The organism is Aquiflexum gelatinilyticum, from assembly GCF_024741135.1.
Classification (GTDB): domain Bacteria; phylum Bacteroidota; class Bacteroidia; order Cytophagales; family Cyclobacteriaceae; genus Cognataquiflexum; species Cognataquiflexum gelatinilyticum.
In genome coordinates this window covers 513,537-537,863 of sequence record NZ_JANSUY010000001.1, presented here as the reverse complement: position 1 = coordinate 537,863, position 24,327 = coordinate 513,537, and the positions used below count along the sequence as shown (strand labels likewise).

Genomic DNA, 24,327 nt, shown 5'->3' with positions numbered 1-24,327 from the left:
TTAGGATTTTAAATTGATCAAAATGGCTTCCTGCTGTCTAAGGGCAATGATGTTTTCTTCAATCAAAAATGCCATGGGTCCACCAAAAGGAGCTTTCTTCAACAATTTTATCTCTTTTCCGGGCAATATCCCCAACTCCAAGAAATTAATGGAAATATCAGTATCTCCGATACTATCTATGAAGGCTGATTGCTGTAAGGTGAGGTTTGCTGCGGTCATTTTATTACTCTTTTTTAAGAGGGCGAAAATTAATGGATTTTATCAAAGAAACCCATAATTTATTTATATTCAATCTAAATAATTGTGTATAAGTTCCAAAAATTTATCACCCCAAATAATAATTGATTCCAAATCCAGAATTTCGTGAAGAATCATAAGTAATGAAACCTCAAACAGGCCCTTTCCGAAATTAAATCCCTCAGCTCCCACCTGGACACTATTCCAATTTTTTAGAAAATTAATAAAGGATATTTTTGTCTTTAATATAAAAAAGATATATTTGTCCTGTATTAAAGAATGTATGTTTTCGAAAGCCTGTAAATACGCCATCAACGCCATGATCTATATGGCAACACTACCACAAGGACAAGAAAGGGCAGGATTGAAGGAAATATCCAAAGCAATCAACTCCCCGGAAGCATTTACAGGAAAAATTTTACAGGACTTAGTCAGGCATAACTTGCTCCATTCAGTCAAAGGACCAAATGGCGGATTCCATGTTCAAGGTGATCCAAGCAAGATCTTCCTTTCAGAAATTGTAGAAGCAATAGACGGGGAAATGTTGTTCACAGGCTGTGCATTGGGATTGGAAAAATGCTCAGAAGACCATCCTTGCCCTGTTCACCATAAGTTTAAGGCGATCCGCGAACACCTCACCGGCATGCTGATGACAACAAGCCTGAAAGCCGTAGCCGATAGGGTGAATATTGGGATCAGCTTTCTTAAATACTGAAAAAAAATTATTTACATAAAAGATTAAAGGGTCTTTAAATACGGTTAAAAATGGAAAATTTATCAAAAAGAAAAGTTGGAGGAATAGTAGCGGAAAACTTCCGTGCGGCAATAGTTTTCACAGAGTACGGCATTGATTTTTGCTGCAAAGGGGGAATAACACTTGAGAAAGCCTGTGAGGTCAACGATGTCTCAATGGAAAACATTCTAAAAGACCTCGAAAACGCAGTCTTTCAACCTGAAGAGATCCATTTTGCAGATCTGGGATTGACAGACCTCATCAACCACATCACCCTAACCCACCATAGCTATGTGGAAAACAGCATTCCTCCTTTAAAAGCATACCTCCAGAAACTTGTCCTTGTCCACGGAGGCAAACATCCAGAATTGGCAGAAATCAAAGATCACTTTTTCCTTGCGGCAGATGCGCTGACCATCCATATGAAAAAGGAAGAACTGATCCTATTTCCATATATCAAAGCGATGGAAGAGGCCATTTCAAGTCATTTCCACCTTTCAAAACCCCATTTTGGAGTGATTGAAAATCCCATCCACATGATGGAAGATGAGCATGAAACAGAAGGAGAAAGGTTCCGCCTGATATCCGAACTCACAGGTGGATATAGGACTCCTGCCGACGGCTGTCAGACTTACAAAGTCGCTTTTGCCATGCTACAGGAATTTGAAGAAGACCTCCATAAGCACATCCATCTTGAAAATAACATCCTCTTTCCGAAGGCTACTGAACTCTTTCACAAATTGAATCCCTGAAAAATGAAAACCGCACCGGAACTTATAAGCCAAAAACCTACTGCCTCTCCCATAGAGCGGCAATTGGCAAAGCCGTGGATGTTCTGGGCGGTTTTCTTCTTTTTGATGGCATCGCTTTTTGGGCTTTTGATGAGGTATTTCCATATCGGTGAAGTCAATTTCTTCGAGTACAAGCATGTCCTTCACACACATTCCCACTTGGCTTTGTTGGGTTGGGGATATTTATTGGTCACAGGAGCTTTGGTTTTCACTTTTGTAAAAGATGCCAAAAGGCTGCTGACTTATAAAGTCATTCTTGGTATTTCGGTCCTGAGCACGCTAGGCATGATGCTGAGTTTTCCTTTCCAAGGTTATGGCCTTTATAGTATCACATTTTCATCCCTGCACCTGATTACAAGCTATTTCTTTGCTTTCTTCTTCCTCCAGGACCTCTCCCGGCACAAAGAAACTACCGCTACCCGATTGGTAAGATTTTCCATCATTTGGATGCTTGTTTCAAGTCTTGGACTTTGGGCAATCGGTCCTGTGGGAGCTTTGTTGGGCAGGCTTCATCCCCTGTATTTCATGAGTGTGCAATGGTTTCTGCACTTCCAACTCAATGGCTGGTTTGTCTATGGATTCTTGGGATTGTTGGCTGCTTACCTGCTAAAAAACGGATGGAGAATTCCTGTTTCCAAAAAAAGCGAATGGATCCTTCATTTATCCCTATTCCTGACTTATGCTTTAGCAGTTTCTTGGAGCACCCCTATTAAAGCCCTGTTTTTCATCAATGCTGCAGGTGTAATCCTCCAAGTCATCGCCTATTCCCGGATACTGGATCCTGCCTTCATTCAACTCTTTCAGGGACTGAAATTTCCCAAAAACTGGATAGACAGGATGCTTTACATCGGAATGATGAGTTTGGTGGCTAAGGCTTTGATTCAGGCTGCGCTCATCATCCCTGATGTGGCTACTATCGCCTATACCATCCGCATGTATGTCATCGGATTTGTCCATTTGGTAATGCTTGGTTCTATCACTTTTGGCATTGGAGCATTTGCTTTGAAAAACAACTGGCTTGCCACAGACAGGTTTTCAGGTTTGGGTTGGCACTTTCTGGCTTTGGCATTCCTGGCTTCGGAGATTTTACTTCTTGGACAAGGCACCTTGCTTTGGGCGCAGCTTGGATTTATCCCCCACTTCCCCCTGATTCTATTCACAGCCTCTTCCTTATTTCCATTTGGTCTGTTGCTGATTTGGGTGGGATTGTGGCGCAAACCGGCTTTCAACGAGACCGAAATCACAATTGAGAATACTATCAAAACCCAATTACATAAAAACACAAAAACTATGAAAAGTACGATGATCATGACCATGGGAGCAGCTTTGCTCCTGATGGCAAGTTGCGGCGGTGGCGGTGAAAACCAGGGTACTTATACCCCACCCAGCGCAGAGGAAAAAGTGAAAGAAGCCGATCCAAAAGGTGTAGGCGAAATCAAAAGTGTAGAACTGGGTGCAACTGTGGATGAGGCTTTGGCCGAAAAAGGCAAAGCCATATTGGACCTCAAATGTACCGCCTGCCATCAGCTAAACGACAAGAGGCTTGTAGGACCGGGTTTCCAAGGTGTAACCAACAGAAGACGACCGGAATGGATCATGAACATGATCACCAATGTCGATGTGATGCTGGATGAAGATCCTACCGCACAGGCTTTGTTGGAGGAATGTCTCACCAGAATGCCAAACCAAAATATCTCTAAGGAGGAAGCCAGGCACATTTTGGAATTTATGAGAAAAAATGATTTAGAAAAAACCGGCAGCATGGATGCTGCTGCACAATAAACAATCCAAACCCCAAAGAAAATGAAAACAAGATTATGGTTGATGGCAGGAGTAGCTGTTGCAGTAGCTTTTGCCTATGGTTGCAAACCCAAAGGTGCCCAAACCGCCATTTCGGGAGACGCTGCCTCCAAAGTATACGTAGCACCGGGACAGCATGATGAATTTTACAACATCGTTTCGGGTGGTTTCAATGGACAGATGTCCGTAATGGGCCTTCCTTCGGGAAGGGTATTGAAGATCCTTCCTGTCTTTTCGGTTCATCCGGAAAATGGATGGGGCTTTTCGGAAGAAACAAAACCGATGCTGAACACTTCCCATGGGTTCGTTCCTTGGGATGATTTGCACCATATCGCCATCTCTACTACCAATGCAGAGCATGATGCCAGATGGGCTTTTGGCAATGCCAACAATACCCCAAGGATCGCAAGAGTAGACCTGACAAGTTTCAAAACCGTTGAGATCATCGAAATCCCCAATTCAGGCGGTAACCACTCTTCCCCTTTCATTACTGAAAACACCGAATATGTGGTAGCAGGTACCAGATTCTCTGTTCCGACAGGAAATGATAATGACAGGGATGTGGGGATAGACACTTATAAGGACAATTTCCGGGGTACGATTTCTTTCATCAGCGTTGACAAAGACCATGGGGACATGGACATTGCTTTCCAATTGGAAGCACCTCCATTCAACTTTGACCTGGCAAGGGCTGGAAAGAAAAAATCACATGGCTGGTTTTTCTTCTCCACCTACAATACCGAAATGGCCCACACGCTTTTGGAAGTGAATGCTTCGCAAAAAGACAAGGACTTCATCATGGCGGTCAACTGGAAAAAAGCCGAGGAATATATTGCAGCAGGCAAAGGGAAAAAAGTACCGGTGAAATATGCACACAATAAATGGGATGAAAGTACCCACACCGCTACTTCTACTATCAGGACCGAGGTGCTTTCCTTAGACCCAAGAGAATTGAAGGACATCGTTTACTTTATCCCATGTCCAAAATCTCCGCACGGCACTGACACTGACCCTACGGGTGAGTACATCATCGGAAGTGGAAAATTGGCTGCAATCATCCCCGTGTTCTCCTTTACCAAAATGCTGGCAGCGATAGAAAAGCAGGATTTTGAAGGAAATATCGATGGCATGCCGGTTTTAAAATATGAATCAGTATTGCACGGTGAAGTCGCAAAGCCAGGTCTTGGACCTTTGCATACCGAGTTTGACGGAAAAGGATTTGCTTACACTTCCATGTTTGTCTCTTCTGAAATCGTGAAGTGGAACATCGAAACATTGGAAGTGGTAGACAGGGTACCTACTTACTATTCGGTAGGACACTTGAGCATCCCCGGTGGACCGACAGGCAAGCCTCATGGCAAATACATGGTCGCTTACAACAAAATCACCAAAGACAGATACCTTCCTACAGGTCCTGAATTGGCCCACTCTGCACAGCTTTATGACATTTCAGGTGATAAAATGCAGTTGCTTCTTGACTTCCCTACCATCGGTGAACCCCATTACGCAGAAGCCTTCCCTGCTTCTCTGATCAAAGACAAGCAGGTGAAATTTTATAAATTGGAAGAAAACAACCACCCACACGTACTCAAAGGCATCAATGATGCAAGGGTCGAAAGAGATGGTAACAAAGTCCACATCTACCTGACAAGTATCCGATCCAATTTCAGACCTGACAATATCGAAGGAATCAAAGTTGGAGATGAGGTTTACTTCCACATGACCAACCTCGAACAGGATTGGGATGTACCGCACGGACTTGCCATCAAAGGTGCCAACACCGCTGAACTGCTCGTCATGCCCGGTGAAACAGCCACATTGAAATGGGTTCCAGACAGAACAGGCGTCTTCCCATTCTATTGCACTGACTTCTGCTCGGCATTGCACCAAGAAATGCAAGGCTACCTCAGGGTATCACCCGCAGGTAGCAATACGCCTCTCAAGTTTTCTACAGGAATTGCAGAATAATTGCTTCATTATCCTCACCGCCGGGATCAAAACCGGCGGTGATTAAAATCCAAAAAAATGAACAATATCAGCCCAACAAACCGGATTTTGGCACTCATCGCAGCTGCCCTGATGGTTTCCGCGTACTTTACTCCTTTGTGGCAGATCAGCCTTTGGGCTCCGCAATACCCCGAAGGATTGAATATGAAAATATGGATAGACCGCCTCAGCGGAGATGTCGAAATCATCAACGGTGTCAACCACTACATCGGCATGCAGCATATCGGAGAGGAGATGTTTCCTGAATTTACCTACCTGATCTATGTCTTTGGATTCATTATCGGATTTGGGATGCTGACGGCTGCCATAGCCAAAAGATGGGCTCTTTATTCCTTCTTTGGGATGATCATCCTGCTTGGAATCGGGGTCTTGATCGACATGTACCTTTGGGGATATGATTATGGCCACAACCTTGACCAAACTGCTGCGATCAAAGTTCCGGGAATGGCTTACCAACCTCCGCTGCTCGGATACAAAGAACTCCTCAACTTCCTAGCTTATTCAGGTCCTGATACGGGAGGATGGATTCTTGGAGTATCTGCCTTGCTTTTGACAATTGCAGTATTTACCGAATGGAGGAAGAAAAAGAAAACTCATACATTCTAAAAAAAATAAACCACACCGATCATGAAAAATGCACTCAAAATACTCTTGATCTCTATGTTGATCTGGTCTTGCAATGCAGAGCCGAGACCCATCAGTTATGGAAAGGACAATTGTCACCACTGCAAAATGAAGCTTATGGATCCTGTCCATGGGGCTGAAGTTGTGACTCAAAAAGGGAAAATCTTCATCTTCGACGATGTCAATTGCCTGATGTCATTTTTAGAATCCGATGAAGTCAATCAGGAAGACATCAAACATATCCTCGTCGCTGACTATACCAAACCCGAAAGCCTGACTGATGCTACAGTTGCTTTTTACCTGAAGTCTGACAAATTCAAAACCCCCATGGCAAGCAACATCATCGCCTTTTCCGATTATAAGACTTTAGAGTCATACAAATCCGAACATGGAGGAGTGTATTTGGCTTGGGGCGAATTGGTCACACAATTCAAGTGAAAAATTACTCGGACTTTAAATCCAAAAAAATGAAAACTGTAAAACTCCTTTTCCTGACCCTTTTTATCCTGATGACAGTTTCCTTGGAAGCTTCAACCATCAGGGTCAAAAACGGTCAATCCATTCAATCTGCTGTCACTCTCGCAGCTGAAGGTGATACCTTGATCATCGAAAAAGGAACTTTCGCTGAAAATGAAATTACCATCCGAAAGCCCCTGACACTGATTGGCGAGTCCTATCCAATTATTGATGGAAGAGCAAAAGGAAACGTTTTTTTGATAGCATCAGACAATGTGCATATCCGGGGTCTTAAAATCATCAATACCGGAATGTCAAATATGGACGATTCTGCAGGAATCAAGTTTTTTGATTCCAAAAACTGCACAGTAGAAGACAATATCCTGGAAGAAACATTCTTCGGCTTACACTTTTCCAATTCCTCCAACCTAACCATCAAAAACAACAGGCTTTCTTCCCATGCCGAGCGGGAATACCAAACCGGCAACGGCATCCATCTATGGAAATGCCGTGATTCATTCATTGAAGGAAACACTGTAAGTGGCCACAGGGATGGCATTTACCTTGAGTTTGTCACCAATACAGTCAGTACCGGCAACATGATCGAGGCAAACAACCGATATGGCTTACATTTTATGTTTTCCCATGACAACAGCTACATCCAAAATACCTTCCGAAAAAACGGCGCAGGCGTTGCGGTCATGTACACCCGAAATGTCCTGATGAAGGAAAATATCTTTGAAGAAAATAAAGGAGCAAGCTCCTACGGGATATTGCTCAAAGACATCACCGACAGCGAAGTGATCGGTAACATTTTCCGAAACAATACCATCGGGATCTACATGGAAGGCTGCAGCCGAAGCACTTTCCAAAAAAATTCCTTTACACAAAATGGATGGGCACTCAAGCTTATGGCGAGCTGTGACCAAAACACTTTCGAAGAGAACAATTTCATAGCCAACACATTTGACATCAGCACCAACGGCAGTGTAGTCTTGAATACTTTACAAAATAATTATTGGGACAAATATGAAGGCTACGACCTAGACAAAAACCGGACAGGTGACGTTCCCTATCGTCCCATCAGTTTATTCAGTGTCATTGTAGAAAAAATTCCTTCAGCCGTGATTCTTTGGAGAAGCTTTCTGGTGACGCTCCTCGACAGGATGGAAAAAGTGATCCCTTCTATCACGCCCGAAAATATGATCGACAACTCCCCAAAAATGAGACCTTATGATATCCGTACAGCAAATACATAAAAAATTTGGCAAGCTAGAAGTACTGAAGGATTTCAACCTCGAATTTGAATCGGGAAAAAGCTATGCCCTCATGGGTCCCAATGGCTCCGGAAAAACCACACTGATCAAAATCATCCTTGGCATGGTCATCCCAAATGCGGGAGACATCCTCGTCAAAGGCAATTCCATCAAAGGTAGCTTTGCCTACCGATCCGATATCGGGTATATGCCACAGATCGGAAGGTATCCCGACAATATCAAAATCGGCCAGCTGTTCTCGATGATGCAGGACATGCGGCCGGATATCAAAAAATATGATATGGAATTGGCCTCTGAGTTTGGCTTGATGGACATGTTGGACAAACCCATGCGAACCCTTAGCGGGGGAACACGCCAAAAAGTGAGTGCTTCCCTGGCTTTTATGTTTCGTCCGGATATTCTGATTCTCGATGAACCTACTGCCGGACTAGATCCTATCGCTGTAGAAATCCTGAAAAACAAAATCATCCAAGAACGGGAAAAGGGAAGACTCATCCTGATCACCTCCCATATCCTGAGTGAATTGGATGAACTGACCAACCATGCGATCTATATCCATGAAGGGAAGGTATTCTTCAATGACACTACTGAAAGCCTGAAGGATATCACAGGAGAATCCAAATTCACCACCGCGATAGCAAGATTGATGGAATGGAGTTTAAAAAAAAAGCAAATTAAAACTGAATTGAGCCATGTTTAAGTTATTGAAATATGCCCTATATGATATTGTAAAGTCTAGGTTTGCCTTACTTTATACACTGTTTATGGTATTGGTAGCGATCTCCATTTACCAGGTTTCGGAAGACATGAGCAAGGTTTCGCTCAGTCTGCTCAACATCATGCTAATGATAGTTCCTTTGATTTCAGCCATCTTTGCCACGACTCATTTTTTTAATAACCTGGAGTTTACCGAGCTTATGCTCGCCCAACCTGTCAAAAGAAGGGATGTTTTCCTAAGTCAGATCTTAGCGGTAATGTTTGTCTTGAGCCTGGCCATTGTAATAGGTTTTGGTGTGCCCATGATCCTGTGGGGCGCGGATTCTTCAGTCTTGATCTTATTGGGAATCGGCATCGGACTGAGTGTAGTTTTTGCCGGATTAGCATTTTTGGCTTCAGTTCTGACTAGGGATAAGGCCAAAGCAATCGGCATCAGCCTGTCATTTTGGATCTATTTCTCTTTGGTTTATGATGGATTTGTGTTGTACCTGATTTATAGTTTGGCGGATTATCCATTGGAAAAACCCACTTTGGCTTTGGTGTTTTTGAATCCAGTGGATTTGGGAAGAATCATCATGTTAATGCAATTGGACATCTCCGCTTTGATGGGATATACCGGAGCCTTCTTTCAGGATTTCTTCGGTTCGGCAAAGGGAATCCTCCTTTCCTCCGCAGTCATGTTTGTATGGATGATTTTGCCTGTTTCCGCTGCAATGAGGGTATTCAAGAGAAAGGATTTTTGAGTGGAATGAATGTCAGGGAAGTAATTTACACAGTACAATTGTTATCTCCCACGTAGGATTTAATTGGTAAGCATACAATTTTTCCAATCTCTTACTTTAGGATAATCCTCAACTAGATCAAGCGCGGGGAGGAGGATCCGCCGCGGCGGACCGGGCTAGCGTGGTCAAGGACCAGTGGTTACCCGTCATCTTGAATCCGAGGTACGAGGATTCAAGATCTCAAAAAAATAAGAGACCCTTCTCCAGATAACCATCAGAATCACTACCAATAACAGAATTGTTTCAATATAGGATGTTCAACCCCTTCAGGGTTGGCCTGAACTTAAATCGCCATAAATCCCCGGGTTGAAACCCGGGGCTATTAATGGTTCAACCCCTGTTGGGGGTTTTCCTATATGTCAGTTCCTCTCTGGACATTTCTCTTAATGTTGAAAAATTCAGGATGACAACTCGGACAATTACGCCATTTTGAGACTTAGAGATTCTCGGATTTAGCATACATAATTTGTTTGAGGTTATTGAACCAAACCTAAACCTGCACCAACTTCCACTTTCCTCTTTTAAACACCAAAGTGCTTACCACTGCATGCAGTGAATGGCTGACTGCAATGGCGATAAAAACCCCCGTTGCTCCCAATCCGAAGGTCTTAGCAAGCAGGTAAGCAAAAGGAATCTGAAAGCCCCAAAGTATGGCCAAATTGATGATCGTAGGCGTCTTGGTATCTCCGGCACCGTTGAGCGACTGACTCATCACCATCCCATAGCCAAAGAAAACATACCCCAAGCAAATGATGGTCAGACCCATTGTCCCAACGGCGATAACTCCTTCTTCCTGATTAAAAATCCCGATAAAAAACCCTGCTCCGGCGATGAAAATAATGGCACAAAACCCAAGAAATATGGCTGTAAGATGGGCCGCCAACCAAGCAGATTTTTCAGCCCGACCTGGTTGAAGGGCACCGAGGTTTTGTCCTACCAAGGTCGCAGCGGCATTTGAAAGTCCAAAGGCAGGCAAAAGTGCAAAGATAATCAATCTCACCGCAATCGTGTAGCCTGCCAAAGCAACAGAACCGGATTCAGAAATAATCCGCATCAGGAAAATCCAAGATGCTGATTCGATTAGAAATTGACCCATTCCACCGGAAGCTACTTTGATGATCGTTAGGACGGTTTTCCAATTCATCTTAAGGCTGTCCCAATAGAACTTGATGATGGATTTACCATTGAACAAGATATAAAACTGGTAAATCACACCAATTCCCCTGCCTGTCGTAGTCGCCCAAGCCGCCCCTTCTAATCCCATGGCCGGAATCGGCCCAAATCCAAAAATTAAGATCGGATCCAACACAATATTGAAGCCATTGGCAATCCACAAAGTCCGCATTGCTACCGCGGCATTACCGGCTCCTCTGAAGATTCCATTAATTAGAAAAAGCAACATCACACAAACATTTCCACCAAAGATAACTTGGGTGTAACGATAGCCCTGCTCGATCACGTCCGGTTCTCCCCCCATCAACGCCAACATAGGCTTGGCATAGATAACTCCCAATACCGCCACTGCTACCGCAAAAAGCGAACAAACCAAAATGGCCTGAAAAGCTGCTGCGGAGGCTTCCTTGGGTTTCTTCTCTCCTATCCTACGGGCTACGATCGCTGTTGCGGCCATACTGAGACCGATGGCAATGGAGTAAATTATCGTCAAAACCGATTCAGTCAGGCCAACAGTGGCGACTGCGTGCACGCCCAGTTTTCCTACAAAAAAGATATCCACTACTGCGAACAACGATTCCATGACCATCTCCAAAATCATCGGAATGGAAAGATAGAAAATCGCTTTTTTGATACTGATATTGGTAAAATCTTCCTCTAGGCCCTTTACAGCCTGACGGAAATGATGGATAAAGTTCTTGATGGTCATATATGAAATAGCTATCCCGTAGGGAGGTGAAAATTATAGGCTGCCGTCCCTAAAAGGGCTGCGCCAAAACAAACCGGAGAAAAATTAAGCCTTCATAATGACACAAAAATGATAAAAAAATCAAAGAACCCAAAAAGGAATTAAATAAGTAATAAAAAATTAACGGTCTGAATATCCAAATGAGAATCCTATAGAAAAATAAGCCCTAAGGTTTTTATCTGAATTGTTCTTTCCGATTCCCGCTACAATGGGTCCCAAAATGGATTTATATGTAATGTCTGCCCCATAACCGAAAATATTGTTTGATTGCATTTCAGAAATGATTGTACCTTCCCCTCCTTTTAAGGGAACATGCCCGCTATACCCGACAATATTGGCCCCTGTCCTGAGAAAGATATTAGTAACCGGGATGAATTGTAATTCAAGTCCCAACTTGGCAAAGTTGGGAGTTTCCAATTCCCGGTAGTTCAATCCCCAAATCCTGGTGTCATTGAACCTGATCCGCTGATGCCCTCCTGCAATAAAACCGTCAAATACCTTAAAAGCACCTTCATTGGAAAGCGTCAGACCTGTGGCCGCTGTCGGCATGAACTGAAAGTTTCTTGCCAAAGGGAAATATTTGAGGTACTTGAAATAAAATGCGAAATACCCTTTTGGAGTCAAGATATCAACAAAAAACGGAAGTTGATTGGCAGGAATCCCAAACTGACCTTCTCCCTCACCCAAAAACAAGGTGTCAACCCCGGCATTGAGGTTGATTTTGATATTGTTATTGAACATGAAAACAGGTTCCACAATCGCCTCTGCACCACGGGTAGCGTAGTTTCTGTCATTCAAGGAGTTTCTGTAGTACATAAACCTCAGTCCCAAAAAATTTCTAGTGGCGTTTTTGATATCTGATGGAGTCGCAACATTGAATCTGGATTTTGATTGGTTATTTTCCCAAAATCCTCCAAAAACAAAGGTTTCTTTCAGGGATTGGGTAGACATGATATGTGCACTTACCCTACTTTCCCTGTTGACATTGATATCGGTCACTTTACCTTCCTCATACACAGGAGCTTCTTGGTTGAGGTAATTCAATTTCATATTTAGGGCATACTGCTTCTGCTGACCGATATATTTATAATAGTCAAACCTGAACTTAGGATTTTGAGAAATATCTGCCAAAATGATAGAGCGGGATGATTTGCCCAAAACATCCCTCATGGTCAGGTTGAGGAGGATGCCTGCCGAAAATTGATTGTCATAATGGACAGAGGCAAACAGTAAACTTTTAGGTTTCTCATTTGCCCTGATTACAAGGCGGTATTCATCATCCTGAATTTTGATCAAAGAATAATCCACATTATAAAATCCGTTGATCCCAAAAACCCGCGACATACCTTCTCTCAATTCTCTTCGGGAGACGGTTTCACCTTCCTTGATATCCAGCTTGGATTTAATCAGGACATCAGAAAACAGGTAATTTCCACTCACGTCTATATCACTGATAGTGATGGGTTCTACTTCAAGTCCTATACCTGGAGTTTCTACAAAAACGCCCAAACTATCAGCAAGGTCTTTGAATCTTTGGGCATGCTTTTGTCCGGCCAAATCCCCCAATTCCAGGATTTCGCGAAACTTGCTAAAGCTACCTGTTGAATAGTTTTTCAGGTCCGGCTTGATGTAAATATCCGTATCCTGAATATTTTGCCTGAGTCTGCTGTATGATTTTGACATGGCGATCTGCATCAAGATCCCTGAAAATGAGCCGATATCTTTGGGATTAAGAAAGTCTTCATCTCCCACATTGACACCTATGACGATGTCAGCGCCCATTTCTTTGACCACATCCACAGGAAAATTATTGACCACGCCACCATCGACCACTAAAGTACTGTCCATGTCAAATGGGGTAAAAAAAGTCGGAATCGCAATACTCGAACGCAATGCATCATGGAGATAGCCATCCTTAAGTACAATACCTTCCCCTGTCTTCACATCGGTGGTAATACACCTGAACGGTATAGGGAAATCGTCAAAGCTTTTTATGTTATTCGCAGGCCAGGTATAATAATGCAAAGTTTCAGAAAGCATCTGACCATGAATCAGTCCGGAGGGGAGCGAAACTTTACCTTCGATCACCGGCAATTCGACCAAATATCTGTTGTAATATTCTTTTTCTTCAAAAGCAATATCGTTGAATCCAACCCGGTTGGTAATCAAAATATCCCAATCGATATTCAGGATAATCTGCTCCAATTCATCCGCACTGTACCCCAAAGCATACAAACCTCCGACAACCGATCCCATTGAAGTTCCGACTATAAAATCCGGTCGGATGCCGGCCTTTTCCATGTACCGCAAAATTCCCACATGGGCCATTCCTTTGGCACCTCCACCACTGAGAACAAGTCCGATTTTGGGTCTGTCGGTATTTGCTTTTTCTTGGGCCTGCAGTACAAAAACTACGGATATACCGATCAGGAACAGTAAAAATTTCTTCATAGAGGTGTTTGGGGGAATTTTTTCTATTTTAACAAAATTAAAATTTAATTCAAGATTTTAATAATCAGGAAGGTCCAATACCGAAAGATGAGTCAAGGGAAGAGGAGAAAAGTGGAATTTTCTAAAATTCATTTTTTCATCTCAGTCCTGAAAGGGCAAGATAACTCAGGAATGGGTGCAGCCCATCCCAAAAAAATCAATTGTGTCAGGTCAGCCCTGAAGGGGCGAAATAACTTCTAATTTTAAAAAACCCTCCACTTGATTTCATTTTGGATATACAATACCTTTAGGTTCTGCCAGATTGCAAATTTTTAGACTCAAACTACAGATAAAAATTATGAACACAGAAAAACAACTGTTGAAGTTCTCTGTTTACGGTGCACTACTTTCGGCACTATTGGCGGTCGTATGGGGAATTGTTGAAAACTCCAAAATCATCCTTTTTGATGGCATTTATTCTTTGATCAGTGTCGGACTTTCAATGATTTCATTGATCACAGCTTCCTTTATGGCACGGCAGGATTTTGACCGCTTCCCTTATGGCAAAGAGATGATCGAACCCATCATCATCCTTGGCAAGTTTCTTGTCATCACGATCCTCTGTCTTTTTGCGCTTTTCTCAGGGATATCTACACTGCTTTCTGGAGGACAAGAGGTCAATGCAGGTTCGGGTTTGATTTATGCTTTTATTGCAACATTGAGCTGCTATGCGGTCCACTTGGTTTTGAAAAAGAAACAAAAAACCATTCCTTCAGGTTTGATCGATGCTGAATCCCAACAATGGCTCATGGATACTTTCCTAAGTCTTGCGGTTTTGGTAGGTTTTTTATTGTCAATCGGATTGGGTTATACCAAGTACAGCCACCTGATGCCTTACATGGATCCGCTGATGGTCATTGTGGTATCTGGCTATTTTCTCAAAGTTCCGATTACCAACATGGGTTTGCAGATCAGAGAAGTACTCGATATGAAAGCGGATGATAAATACCTAGACCTTTGTCAGGAGATCGTCGCAGACATTGAAAAAGAATACCAATTCATAGAGTCTTTTTTGAGGGTATCTAAATCAGGACCCAAGCTTTTTATCGAAATTGATTTTGTGGTATCTCCGGAAGGTTGGCAACCTACTTTGGCCGAACAGGACAATATCCGGGAGGAAATTATGAGCAAAATGAAGCCCATCTCCCTCAAAAAATGGCTCAACGTCGCCTTTACCAATGACAGAAAGTGGGCGGTGTAGTCCGCTTGCGCCACCCTGAGGAACGAAGGGTCTATTGCAGCAAATTTTTATTTGTTGGAAATGTTGTAATGGTTGTAGTAGTTGTAGTTGTTGTCTGCTTCGCGTTGTCGGGTTGTCGGGTTGCTAGGTTATGAGGTATTGGTTAATTGGTGATTGGTTATTTGGTTAATTGGTTAACTGATACCTATTGGAAAGTTTTTCCTATCACCGAAACCCCAAGCCTTTGGTGAATCAATTCTTGTGTCTTATGTCTTGCGTCTTTTGTCTTCTGTCTTATGTCTCGTCTCTCGCCTCTTAATACTTGGTTCTTCGTACTTGATACTTGATACTTAAATTCCTTATTTTCACCCATGCTTAAAACCCAACATTACCACCTACTCGTCTTTTTTCTTTTTTTTTCCATAATCCCCTCACCTGCTCAGACCGATTCCAAATGGTACCCTGTCTCAAAAATTGTAGACGGTGACACATTTTGGATCATCAATGCCAATGGGCAGGAAGAAAAAATACGCTTGATCGGAGTAGATGCGCCAGAATCCCGAAAATCCGGCAAAAAAGAAATCGGTTACTATGGCAAGGAATCCAAAGCATACCTCACACAAATCCTAACAGGCAATAAAGTCCGCCTGGAATATGATGTCAGCAAATACGACAGGTACAAAAGAACTTTGGCTTATGTGTATCTTGAAAACGGGACTTTCCTCAATGCCTTCCTGATCAAAAACGGCTATGCGTCGGTAATGACAGTCCCACCCAACGTCAAGTATGCTGACCTGTTTGTCAAACTCCAAAAAGAAGCAAGGGAGAAAAAGAAGGGACTGTGGAAGTGATTTTACCTACCTGCCAAATTTATAATACTTTTCTAGGTTATGCTTTTTCCCTTTCAGCATAGACACTATGATCTCCATCGCCTGAATAGAAAACGTGATGCCATTTCCTCCAAATCCCAGTACAAACAATGCGTTTTTATATTCGGAAGAGGCTCCGATGTATGGCAATCCATCTTTGGTCGATCCGAAAGTTCCTCCCCAACTGAAATCCTCAATAAATCCATTTTCGGGGATGAGTTCATCAAGTTTGGACTGTAATTTTAAATGTTTCCTTTCCTTGATCTGCTGTTGAAAAAAAGGAAAATTGGTGGAAGAATCCTCTCCTCCTACCAACAACCTGCCGTCTTCTGTGGTCCTCATGTAGAGATATGGGTCTGCTGTGTCCCATACCAAGATATCTTTTAGCTGCTTGGCACAAGCAATTCCCTGTTCGCTTACCGAAGCATAAGTATAGAAGAGTTTAGCCACTTTTTCTTTCAATAGGTCTGTGGATTCAAACCCGGTACAATAGATGACTTTCTTGCATTGAACTGAAAAACCCTCCGCAGTCTGAAGTACTACCCCATCTTTGCAGTGCTCGGTTTTGGAAATTTCGGTTTGATCGTAAACTTCCATCCCCCTTTTGAAACTGTGGCGGATCAATCCATGCGCCAATTGGTAAGCATCCACACTTGCTGCTGTTTTAGAAAGTATCGCACCAAATGACCTGACCCCAAAGGTTTTCAAAACTTGTTCGTCTGAGAGCCAACTCACTCCCATCCGGTACTTATTGCGCATCTTAAATTCTTCTTTTAACCAATCAGCAGCTTTTACATCATGGGCTAAGTAAAGTGATTTTTTAAGTTCAAAACCACAATCCAAGTTCAGTTTACCCACCAAATCGCCGATCGTCCGGATTGCTTTGATTCCTGCTTTATAGCAGGTAACAGCTCCCTTTTCCCCAATCTTTTTTGAGAGTTCTATAAGCGGTTCATCGATTTCATATTGAAGCATACTGGTCGTCGCGGAGGTACTGCCTTGACCGATATCCCTTTTGTCTATCAATACTACCTTATGCCCGGCCTCCATCAAGGCATAGCTCACCAAAGCACCTGTTATACCCCCTCCCAACACCACTATTTCTGTTTCAATGTTTTTTTGCAGGGAGGGATAACTATTCAGAAGGCCGTTTTTAACTAACCAAAATGGTTCAAAAGTTCTGATTCTCATATTCTTCTTATTAACCGGCCTTTTCCAAAAAAATAAAATCCATACCTACCTGAGGTATAGATTTTAAATCAAGGATTTAAGCCAAGGTCTTGTTTAAATCTCTCATTTTCTTGACCTGATTGTGGTCTCCACTGAGGGATACCCTTTGGTCCATGAGCGCTTGTCTGACTCCCACGTTCATCTCTACATCTGAAGAAAGTGCCATATCATATGCTTTTAGCGCGGCATCTTCTCCTCCTTCACATGATTCTAGGATACTTGTCCTGTCGCTGCCCGAGAATAAAGATTTGATACTCATCCAAGAACGGAATATCTTACCGGAGGCTGTAGTCCCTTCTTCTATTTCTCCACCTGCTTTGAGGATTAAGTCTCCAAGAACACTGACATGGTCTCTGCTGTTTGAGATCATTTTCGCAAACAACATCTTTAAATCAGCATCTTGAACCTCCAATGAGTCGATGGCATTTTGATAACCTTCGATCCTGTCATTGTTGATCAAAACAAGGTCATTGAGGGTACTTGTCAATTCTTCTAAATGTGTCATGATAAGTTTTTTAATTATTTGAATAATTTACCAAATAACTTAGCCCAACATTCAGACCATATTTTGGATATTCTTTCAAATCAAAAACACTTACAACTATTCACTAAAACTGTATAAAAATTATGGAGTCGAATATCAATCTTTATAATTAACCAATTTAAAGCAGGCCCAAAAAACCGACCTTTCATAAAATCTTCTTCCTCATTTCTTTCATTCTTTTAAAATATGAAGGAGTCAGTCCTGTGACTTTCTTAAACTGATTGGAAAGATGGGCAACGCTGCTGTAGTCCAATTGATAGGAAATCTCTGTCAGGTTAAGTTCATTGTAGAGCAACAATTCTTTTACTTTTTCGATTTTGTTGAAGATGATGAATTGCTGAATGGTGATTCCCTGAACTTCCGAAAAAACATTAGACAGGTAGGTATAGTCATAGCCAAGCTGTTCGCTGATATGCTCAGAGTAATTGATTGTCGGAGGAGCCTCGGATTGGTGGATCATTTTGATCACTTCATTCTTAATTTTATCGATCAAAATGCTTTTTTTATCATCTAGAAGTTCGAGTCCGATTTTCTTCAGATTCAGCCTCAAAGCTTCCTTTTGGGAAGCAGTGATTTTTTGCGATACCTCAACTTCGCCCAAATTGACATTGGAATAGCGTATATCCAGATTCTTCAGTTCTTCCTTGACCACCATGATGCAGCGATAGCTGACCATATACTTAATATGAATCTTGTGTTTTTCCACTTTAATTGAGAGATAGGCAATTATTCGGCCACTAAAAGAAAGTTATCCTTATTGAAGGGCGGGTCTTGGTACACATTTGCGTAAATGATGGCTTTTTCCAATAATTTCTTTAATTTTTGAAAATCATTGGGCTTATGGATATAAACATTTGCCCCGTTGAGGAAAGTCTCTTGCATGTCATTTTCGGAAGAAGATGTTGAATATATCGCAACAGATACTTCTTTGAATTTTACATCTGCCCTGATTTCCTTAAGACATTCCAAGCCGTTTTTTCTGGGCATGTTGATGTCGAGAAAAAGGATCTGCGGAAGATTTTCGGCTTCGGTATTTTGCATAAGGTGCATGAGTTCGTCGCCGTCATTGACTGTTTCTACAGATGTGCCGACATTCAATTCATCAAACGCCTCCTTAAACAACAGTCTATCTGCTTCATCATCGTCTGCTAATAGGATTTTAATGGATTTCTCGTTCATTTTTTGGCTGGAAAATAGATGTCGATTGTTGTTCCTTTATTGAGTTCACTTGTTGCACTTATAAAACCATTGTGGTTTTCTACAATTTTTTTGACAATGGCCAACCCAATTCCTGTTCCAGGGTATTCATCTTTGCTGTGCAGTTTTTCAAACACCTCAAAGATCCTTTTACTGTACTCCTGATTAAATCCTATACCGTTATCTGAAAACTGAATATGACAATAAAGTTTTTGACTCAGATCTTCGATGGTTTTGATAGTATCCTTTTTTACGATTTCTGCTGAGATGGAGATTTTGACGGGGATTTCCGGTTTGGAAAACTTCAAAGAATTACTGATCAGGTTATTGATCAACTGCCTGAACTGAAAGGGAATGACACTGACATCACACATCTTATTGATGGTGATTTTGGCTTTTTTGGCCTCTATCGCTTCTTTCATTTCATTCTGTACGTCTTTGATAATGTCCGCAAGCGGCAATGCTTCAAATTTTCTTTCGGCAGAATTGAGACTGGTAAAAGTAAGCAGCTCCTCTATCAGCTTTTGCATCCTATTGGCAGACTTTTGCATGTGCTGGAAGTAGACCTTGCCTGAAGCTGATAAATTCACCATTTCTTTTTCTAGAATCCGGTCAGCAAAGGTCTGGATCTTTCGGAGCGGCTCCTGCAAATCATGGCTTGATATGTAGGCAAAGGCCTCAAGCTCTTTGTTCATTTTTCCTAGCTCGTTGTTCTTTTCAGACAGGGCTTTATTGGAAAGGTCAAGCTGTTTGGTTCTTTCCAACACCGCCTTTTCAAGCTCGATATTGTAGTTTTTGGTTTTTTCTATGTCTTTGGTGTATTCTTCCAATTCATTTTTTTGGGTCAGCATGGCATCGGTTATATCATTAAAAGAAAGTAAAATCAATTGCTCCCCGTGGCTTTTTTGGATAAGTCGGCTTGCATTAAGTAAAAAAACTTTTTCGCCAATCCTTGGAAAGTTATGTGTTATTTTAAAGTTGCTGAAGGAGGAATTTTTGGGAATAATATGTTCGAGCAGTTCCCTCAAACTCGGAATATTCCATCGCTTTTCTTCAAAATCAAACAACTTCTTCCCGTCTATTTGATCCTCTTTGAGTTGGAATATCCTGTAGAAAGATTTGTTAGCGGTTTTGATTCGAAGGTTTTTATCCAAAACAATCATGGGCTCATGAAGGGTAGAGATGATGGCATTGGAATAGTCATAGGATTCATTGAGCAGGTCATTTCGGGTTTGGAGTTCTTGGTTGGTGGTGACAAGCTCCTCATTCGATGATTCAAGTTCTTCTTTGGAAGTTTCAAGTTCTTCATTGACGGTCTGCAATTCTTCATTGCTCGAGACTACCTCCTCATTGGCACTTTGGAGTTCCTCTATGAATCCTTCCTGCTCTTGAGACAGTTCCATGGCATCTTTTTGGGACAATGCCAGTTCGTCCTCAAGCTGTTTTATTTTTTGTTCCTTAATACTGAGAATTGAATCTTGGATCTCATCCTTTCCTTTTACTTGCTGGGAACCAGTAACCTGATCGTGTTGTGAAAAAACAACAAGCATCAACTTTTCTTCAAATTCAACAAGCAGCGGCGACACCTCGATACTGATGACAAAGGCGGTATTGTCGACATTCATCTCAATTCCGGTTTTCCGTACACGCTGATCGGTTTTGATGCATTTGGAAATCAGGCTTCTCAGGTGAAAAGCGATTTCTTTGCGTACAAGCTTCAGGATATTCAAGGAAGCTTTCCCGGAAAAATGGCTCAGGTACAAATCTGTTTTGCCTCTAAACTGGAGGATTTCCATCTGCGGATTGATGACTGCACAGGGAGGTAAAAAATCAGAGACTATTACTGCATCAATAGCTTGATCCAGGTTTTTGCTGTTTTGAAGTGCGGTGGTTTTGGCTGCACTGATCTTGGTATCAGCATCCATTGCATGTTTTGTATGTTGTGTTTCTCCTTTATTCATTCTTGAAGTCGGTAATGATAATAGGCGTCCATCGACGCTACTTTTTCTTGAATAGATTCTGTACTTTTTGTTGACCTCTGAGAATAGATTTGCCGAAGAACTGATGGTCTCTGCTTTTCCCAGCATCAGATAGCCTGTTTCGTTCAAGGCATAATGGAAAGTTGACAATACTCTTTTTTGGGCTGCTGAATCTAGGTAAATGAACAAGTTCCTACAGCTGATAAAATCTATCCTTGAAAATGGAGGATCCTTCAGTACATTATGCGGTGCGTAGACACAGATGTCCCTGATCGATTTCGAAATCCTGTAGTTGTTTCCTGATTTTGTAAAAAACCGCTGCAGCCGTTTTGGTGAAACCGATTCCAGTTCATCTTTGGTGTAGACACCGGCACGCGCTTTTCTGATCGCCTTTTCACTCAAGTCTGTCGCAAACATCTGAATAGGAATATGGGTCCCTGAATTTTCTTGAATTTCAAGAATCATCATGGCAATGGACAATGCTTCCTCACCCGAAGAACAGGCAGGAACCCATATCCGAAAGGTCTCTTCAGCCTTTTTTGACTTCAGAAGTTTGGGAAGAAGAACCTCCTTCAGGTATTTGTAAGTATCCGAATCCCGAAAAAAACTGGTCACATTGATCAGCAAATCCTGGTAAAGAATATCCAATTCTTCTTTTTTTTCACCGATGAGGTTTACATATGCTTTGAGGTCTTTTACCTTATTGAGCAGCATCCGCCTAAGGATCCTTCTCTTGATTGTCTTCATTTTATAGACAGAAAAATCCACGCCTGTGAATTTCAAAAGGCTTTTGATGATGGCTACCAAGTCAGGGTTTGCATCGTCTATGAGGTCTTCTTCCCTGTGTTTTGTGCCTGGTATCCTAATCAAGGGATTTTGGCTGATCCTGTTCAGCTCCAAGGCGATATCCTTAGGCGACAATATAAAGTCAACCAAACCTGCTGTGATGGCGGATTTGGGCATGCTATCAAATTTTGCTGAGGAATCTTGGGCAAAAGTCAGTCCTCCCTCTTGCTTTATTGACCTCATGCCAATAGTACCATCGGTTGCACTTCCACTTAGGATGATTCCGATTACATTTTCCCTATGGGTCTTTGACAGGGAGGTAAATAGGATATCTATCGGAAAGTTGAATTTTGGACTTTCCGGTCTTGGTGATAAAATTAATTGGTCATTTTCTACAGAAATCTCCTTGTCCGGAGGGATGATGTAAAATGTATCGGGCTTGATCTGCACCTTGTTTTCAACCTCTCCTACATCCATGGAGGTTATTTTTGCCAAGAGAGGGGTAAGCATACTTTTGTGGTCAGGACTGAGATGCTGTACAAAAATGAATGCCATACCCGTGTCAGGAGCCAGGTATTTCAATAATTCGGACACCGCTTCCAATCCTCCCGCCGAAGCGCCTATGGCAACAATCGGGAAATCTACCTTTTGCTTAGGTTCGGGTAATGAATCCTTTTCTGTTTTGTCTTTTTTGGATTGTCCCATGCCGTTTTTTCGATTTAATTTCGGTAGCAATATTCAGCATCAGCAAGAACGTGTATGATGTAGGCAGACTCTACAGGATCAAGTTACCATTTGTTTGACCCGATTGATAACCATTTGCAATATATAATCTAAATACCTCTTAAATATTTCCAATAATCCGCTATTTTTTCCAAAAACATGAAGGAAACGGCTCATTACCTGATCAAAATGATCCCACCAAAAGCAGGTACATCCACCAAAACCGAATGGGCTTTGCCTTCAAAAGGTCCTTTTGCCGCAACGGAGGTAACCTCGGTTCCTGAGAAATCCTCGTCATAACCTTTCCAGCTACTGTTGAATTTCACCCTCCACTTGCCACCCATGGGCACACCGAATTTATAATTGTAGAACGTCTGATTCGAAAAATTAAGCACCATGATTACAGGCCGCTCACGGTGATCCGCATGGCTTCTGCTGTATGCCAAAACCAATGTGTCTTGGTTGAAGTGCAAGGTCTCGGTCAGGTGACCTGTCAGCCCCACCATCGCCTCATCCCTTCCGTTTCGCATGCCGATCAAGTCCCGGTACATGCCCGAAATCCCATTGAATATCGATTGTCTTTCCCAATCCAAGCCCACCGTATCCGAGAAATGCCCATAACTGATGAATTCCTGACCCTGAAACAACATCGGGATTCCCGGCGCTGTCAGGAGCGCAATGGCTCCCAAAGTGGATTTCTTTTTGGCATATTCACCGTTGGCATCTCCGGGCTGTATCTCTTCCGGCAAACGGGACGACCCGTTGGCCACCTCATCATGGGACTCTGTGAAAATCACCCTTTGGAACACATCATTGTTGAAGGCAAAAAAGAGTGACTCCACCACAAGCTGAAGGTTTCGGTGTTTGTCTTCTAACTCCAACAAAACCCTTTTAATCTGGTTTGCGAAGCCCAAACCCCATTGAGAATGGAAGCCGAGGCCGTTCAGCATGACCCCGGAAGTGACCACAGGATCTGCCTTAAGGTCTTCCGCAATCAGGATTTTGTGGGGAAAAATATCCCGGATCTCCCCGTTCAACTCCTGCAAGAATCGATATCCTTCCTCCAGTTCTGCCTTGTTGTTAGTATTTTCGCTATCTAGGTACCTGATGACCGCTGTGGCATCAAACCTCAAGCCATCACATTGGTAGTCGTCGAGCCACATCAGCGCATTGTCACGGAGGTAATTTCGGACTTCTTTCCTGCCATAATCGGGGCGGTTTTCACCCCAAGGTGTCTTGGCCCTGTAATCATTATAGAAATAAATGCCGCCGAGGTCGTTTTCCTGCCAACCGTCAAACTGCCAAATGTCAATATCTGAAGGACCAAAATGGTTGTAGACAACATCCATGATCACGGCGATTCCCCTAAGGTGGGCTTCCTGAATAAAATACTTCAGCCCTTCCGGACCGCCATATGCCGACTCCACAGCAAAAGGGTGAGCGGGATTATATCCCCAAGATTCATCTCCTGCAAACTCCATCACCGGCATGATTTCTATGGCATTGATACCGAGGTCTCTGATATAATCCAATCTCTGTACTGCGGAAAAAAAGTTTCCAACACCCCCATTTTCAACCCCGTCCCTGTTGAATGTACCGATGTGCATCTCATAGATGACCAGCTCGTTGAACGAAGATATTTGAAAATGATGCTCCTCCCTGTCTTTTCTCAGGTCTATGACAATGGAATTGCCCATGCTGTTGGTCAATTTCCGGGCATAGGGATCGTTTTTGGTGATTTTGTTATCTCCATTGTAAAGGACGAATTTATACTCATCACCATTGTTTGCCACATCTACATGTACCGCCCAATAGCCGTCATTTTCATGTTCCAATGGGTATTCATTATCTCTCCAGCCATTGAAGCTGCCCATGACAAAAATACTGTTGACATTGGGCGCCCAAACCCTGAAGGTCACGCCTACTAAGCCTACGATGGCCCCCATTCCTCTACTTCCTATCTCCTTCATTGCTATTGTATGGT

The 24,327-nt window shown here is 42.5% G+C and carries 20 protein-coding genes; 11 read left to right on the top strand and 9 right to left on the bottom strand.

What is annotated here, in order from left to right; genetic code table 11:
- Entirely contained in the window at positions 1 to 219 is a 219-nt protein-coding gene (locus NU887_RS02235) for a FeoA family protein (protein ID WP_258421724.1), read from the bottom strand.
- Positions 220 to 520: 301 nt separating this feature from the next.
- On the opposite strand from NU887_RS02235, the gene NU887_RS02230 reads away from it, so the two are divergent.
- Genes NU887_RS02230 through NU887_RS02190 form a run of 9 tightly spaced genes read left to right on the top strand, consistent with a single transcriptional unit; the run spans position 521 to position 9,385 of the window.
- Positions 521 to 952: an RrF2 family transcriptional regulator gene (locus NU887_RS02230; protein WP_258421723.1), complete on the top strand. Its 432-nt coding sequence runs from the start codon at positions 521 to 523 to the stop codon at positions 950 to 952.
- Positions 953 to 1,002: 50 nt separating this feature from the next.
- On the top strand, positions 1,003 to 1,722 hold the full coding sequence (ric, locus tag NU887_RS02225) for an iron-sulfur cluster repair di-iron protein (protein WP_258421722.1): 720 nt from the start codon (positions 1,003 to 1,005) through the stop codon (positions 1,720 to 1,722).
- 3 nt (positions 1,723 to 1,725) lie between these two features.
- Entirely contained in the window at positions 1,726 to 3,543 is a 1,818-nt protein-coding gene (locus tag NU887_RS02220) for a c-type cytochrome (protein ID WP_258421721.1), read from the top strand.
- Positions 3,544 to 3,564: 21 nt separating this feature from the next.
- Complete coding sequence (gene nosZ / locus NU887_RS02215; RefSeq protein WP_258421720.1) at positions 3,565 to 5,529, top strand: Sec-dependent nitrous-oxide reductase; 1,965 nt, start codon at positions 3,565 to 3,567, stop codon at positions 5,527 to 5,529.
- 57 nt (positions 5,530 to 5,586) lie between these two features.
- On the top strand, positions 5,587 to 6,174 hold the full coding sequence (locus tag NU887_RS02210; protein ID WP_258421719.1) for a hypothetical protein: 588 nt from the start codon (positions 5,587 to 5,589) through the stop codon (positions 6,172 to 6,174).
- A 21-nt stretch (positions 6,175 to 6,195) separates the two neighbouring features.
- Positions 6,196 to 6,630 carry a nitrous oxide reductase accessory protein NosL gene (locus tag NU887_RS02205; RefSeq protein ID WP_258421718.1) on the top strand — a complete coding sequence of 145 codons (435 nt, stop codon included), beginning with the start codon at positions 6,196 to 6,198 and terminating at the stop codon, positions 6,628 to 6,630.
- A gap of 29 nt (positions 6,631 to 6,659) precedes the next feature.
- Entirely contained in the window at positions 6,660 to 7,907 is a 1,248-nt protein-coding gene (locus NU887_RS02200) for a nitrous oxide reductase family maturation protein NosD (RefSeq protein ID WP_258421717.1), read from the top strand.
- Complete coding sequence (locus NU887_RS02195) at positions 7,882 to 8,625, top strand: ABC transporter ATP-binding protein (RefSeq protein WP_258421716.1); 744 nt, start codon at positions 7,882 to 7,884, stop codon at positions 8,623 to 8,625. The genes NU887_RS02200 and NU887_RS02195 overlap by 26 nt, the downstream gene beginning before the upstream one ends.
- Positions 8,618 to 9,385 (top strand): ABC transporter permease subunit, encoded by a 768-nt coding sequence (locus NU887_RS02190; protein WP_258421715.1) that lies wholly within the window; start codon positions 8,618 to 8,620, stop codon positions 9,383 to 9,385. Before NU887_RS02195 ends, NU887_RS02190 begins: the two co-directional genes overlap by 8 nt.
- 529 nt (positions 9,386 to 9,914) lie before the next feature.
- Here NU887_RS02190 and NU887_RS02185 read toward each other — a convergent pair.
- Both NU887_RS02185 and NU887_RS02180 read right to left on the bottom strand, forming a co-directional pair.
- Complete coding sequence (locus NU887_RS02185) at positions 9,915 to 11,306, bottom strand: MATE family efflux transporter (RefSeq protein ID WP_258421714.1); 1,392 nt, start codon at positions 11,304 to 11,306, stop codon at positions 9,915 to 9,917.
- A 159-nt stretch (positions 11,307 to 11,465) separates the two neighbouring features.
- Entirely contained in the window at positions 11,466 to 13,796 is a 2,331-nt protein-coding gene (locus NU887_RS02180) for a patatin-like phospholipase family protein (RefSeq protein WP_258421713.1), read from the bottom strand.
- Between the two features lie 337 nt (positions 13,797 to 14,133).
- On the opposite strand from NU887_RS02180, the gene NU887_RS02175 reads away from it, so the two are divergent.
- A complete protein-coding gene (locus tag NU887_RS02175) occupies positions 14,134 to 15,036 on the top strand; it encodes a cation diffusion facilitator family transporter (protein WP_258421712.1) in 903 nt (300 codons plus the stop codon).
- A gap of 350 nt (positions 15,037 to 15,386) precedes the next feature.
- A complete protein-coding gene (locus tag NU887_RS02170; protein ID WP_258421711.1) occupies positions 15,387 to 15,866 on the top strand; it encodes a thermonuclease family protein in 480 nt (159 codons plus the stop codon).
- Between the two features lie 6 nt (positions 15,867 to 15,872).
- On the opposite strand, the gene NU887_RS02165 is transcribed toward NU887_RS02170, so the two are convergent.
- The 6 genes from NU887_RS02165 to NU887_RS02140 form a co-directional block, all read right to left on the bottom strand.
- Positions 15,873 to 17,075, bottom strand: a complete 1,203-nt coding sequence (locus NU887_RS02165) for an NAD(P)/FAD-dependent oxidoreductase (protein WP_258421710.1) — start codon at positions 17,073 to 17,075, stop codon at positions 15,873 to 15,875.
- A gap of 76 nt (positions 17,076 to 17,151) precedes the next feature.
- Entirely contained in the window at positions 17,152 to 17,619 is a 468-nt protein-coding gene (locus NU887_RS02160; RefSeq protein ID WP_258421709.1) for a ferritin-like domain-containing protein, read from the bottom strand.
- A 184-nt stretch (positions 17,620 to 17,803) separates the two neighbouring features.
- Complete coding sequence (locus tag NU887_RS02155; protein ID WP_420839702.1) at positions 17,804 to 18,364, bottom strand: helix-turn-helix domain-containing protein; 561 nt, start codon at positions 18,362 to 18,364, stop codon at positions 17,804 to 17,806.
- 20 nt (positions 18,365 to 18,384) lie between these two features.
- On the bottom strand, positions 18,385 to 18,837 hold the full coding sequence (locus NU887_RS02150; protein ID WP_258421708.1) for a response regulator: 453 nt from the start codon (positions 18,835 to 18,837) through the stop codon (positions 18,385 to 18,387).
- Positions 18,834 to 22,325: a CheR family methyltransferase gene (locus NU887_RS02145; protein ID WP_258421707.1), complete on the bottom strand. Its 3,492-nt coding sequence runs from the start codon at positions 22,323 to 22,325 to the stop codon at positions 18,834 to 18,836. Before NU887_RS02145 ends, NU887_RS02150 begins: the two co-directional genes overlap by 4 nt.
- Positions 22,326 to 22,519: 194 nt before the next feature.
- Positions 22,520 to 24,313: an alpha-amylase family glycosyl hydrolase gene (locus NU887_RS02140; RefSeq protein ID WP_258421706.1), complete on the bottom strand. Its 1,794-nt coding sequence runs from the start codon at positions 24,311 to 24,313 to the stop codon at positions 22,520 to 22,522.
- Positions 24,314 to 24,327: the final 14 nt, after the last annotated feature.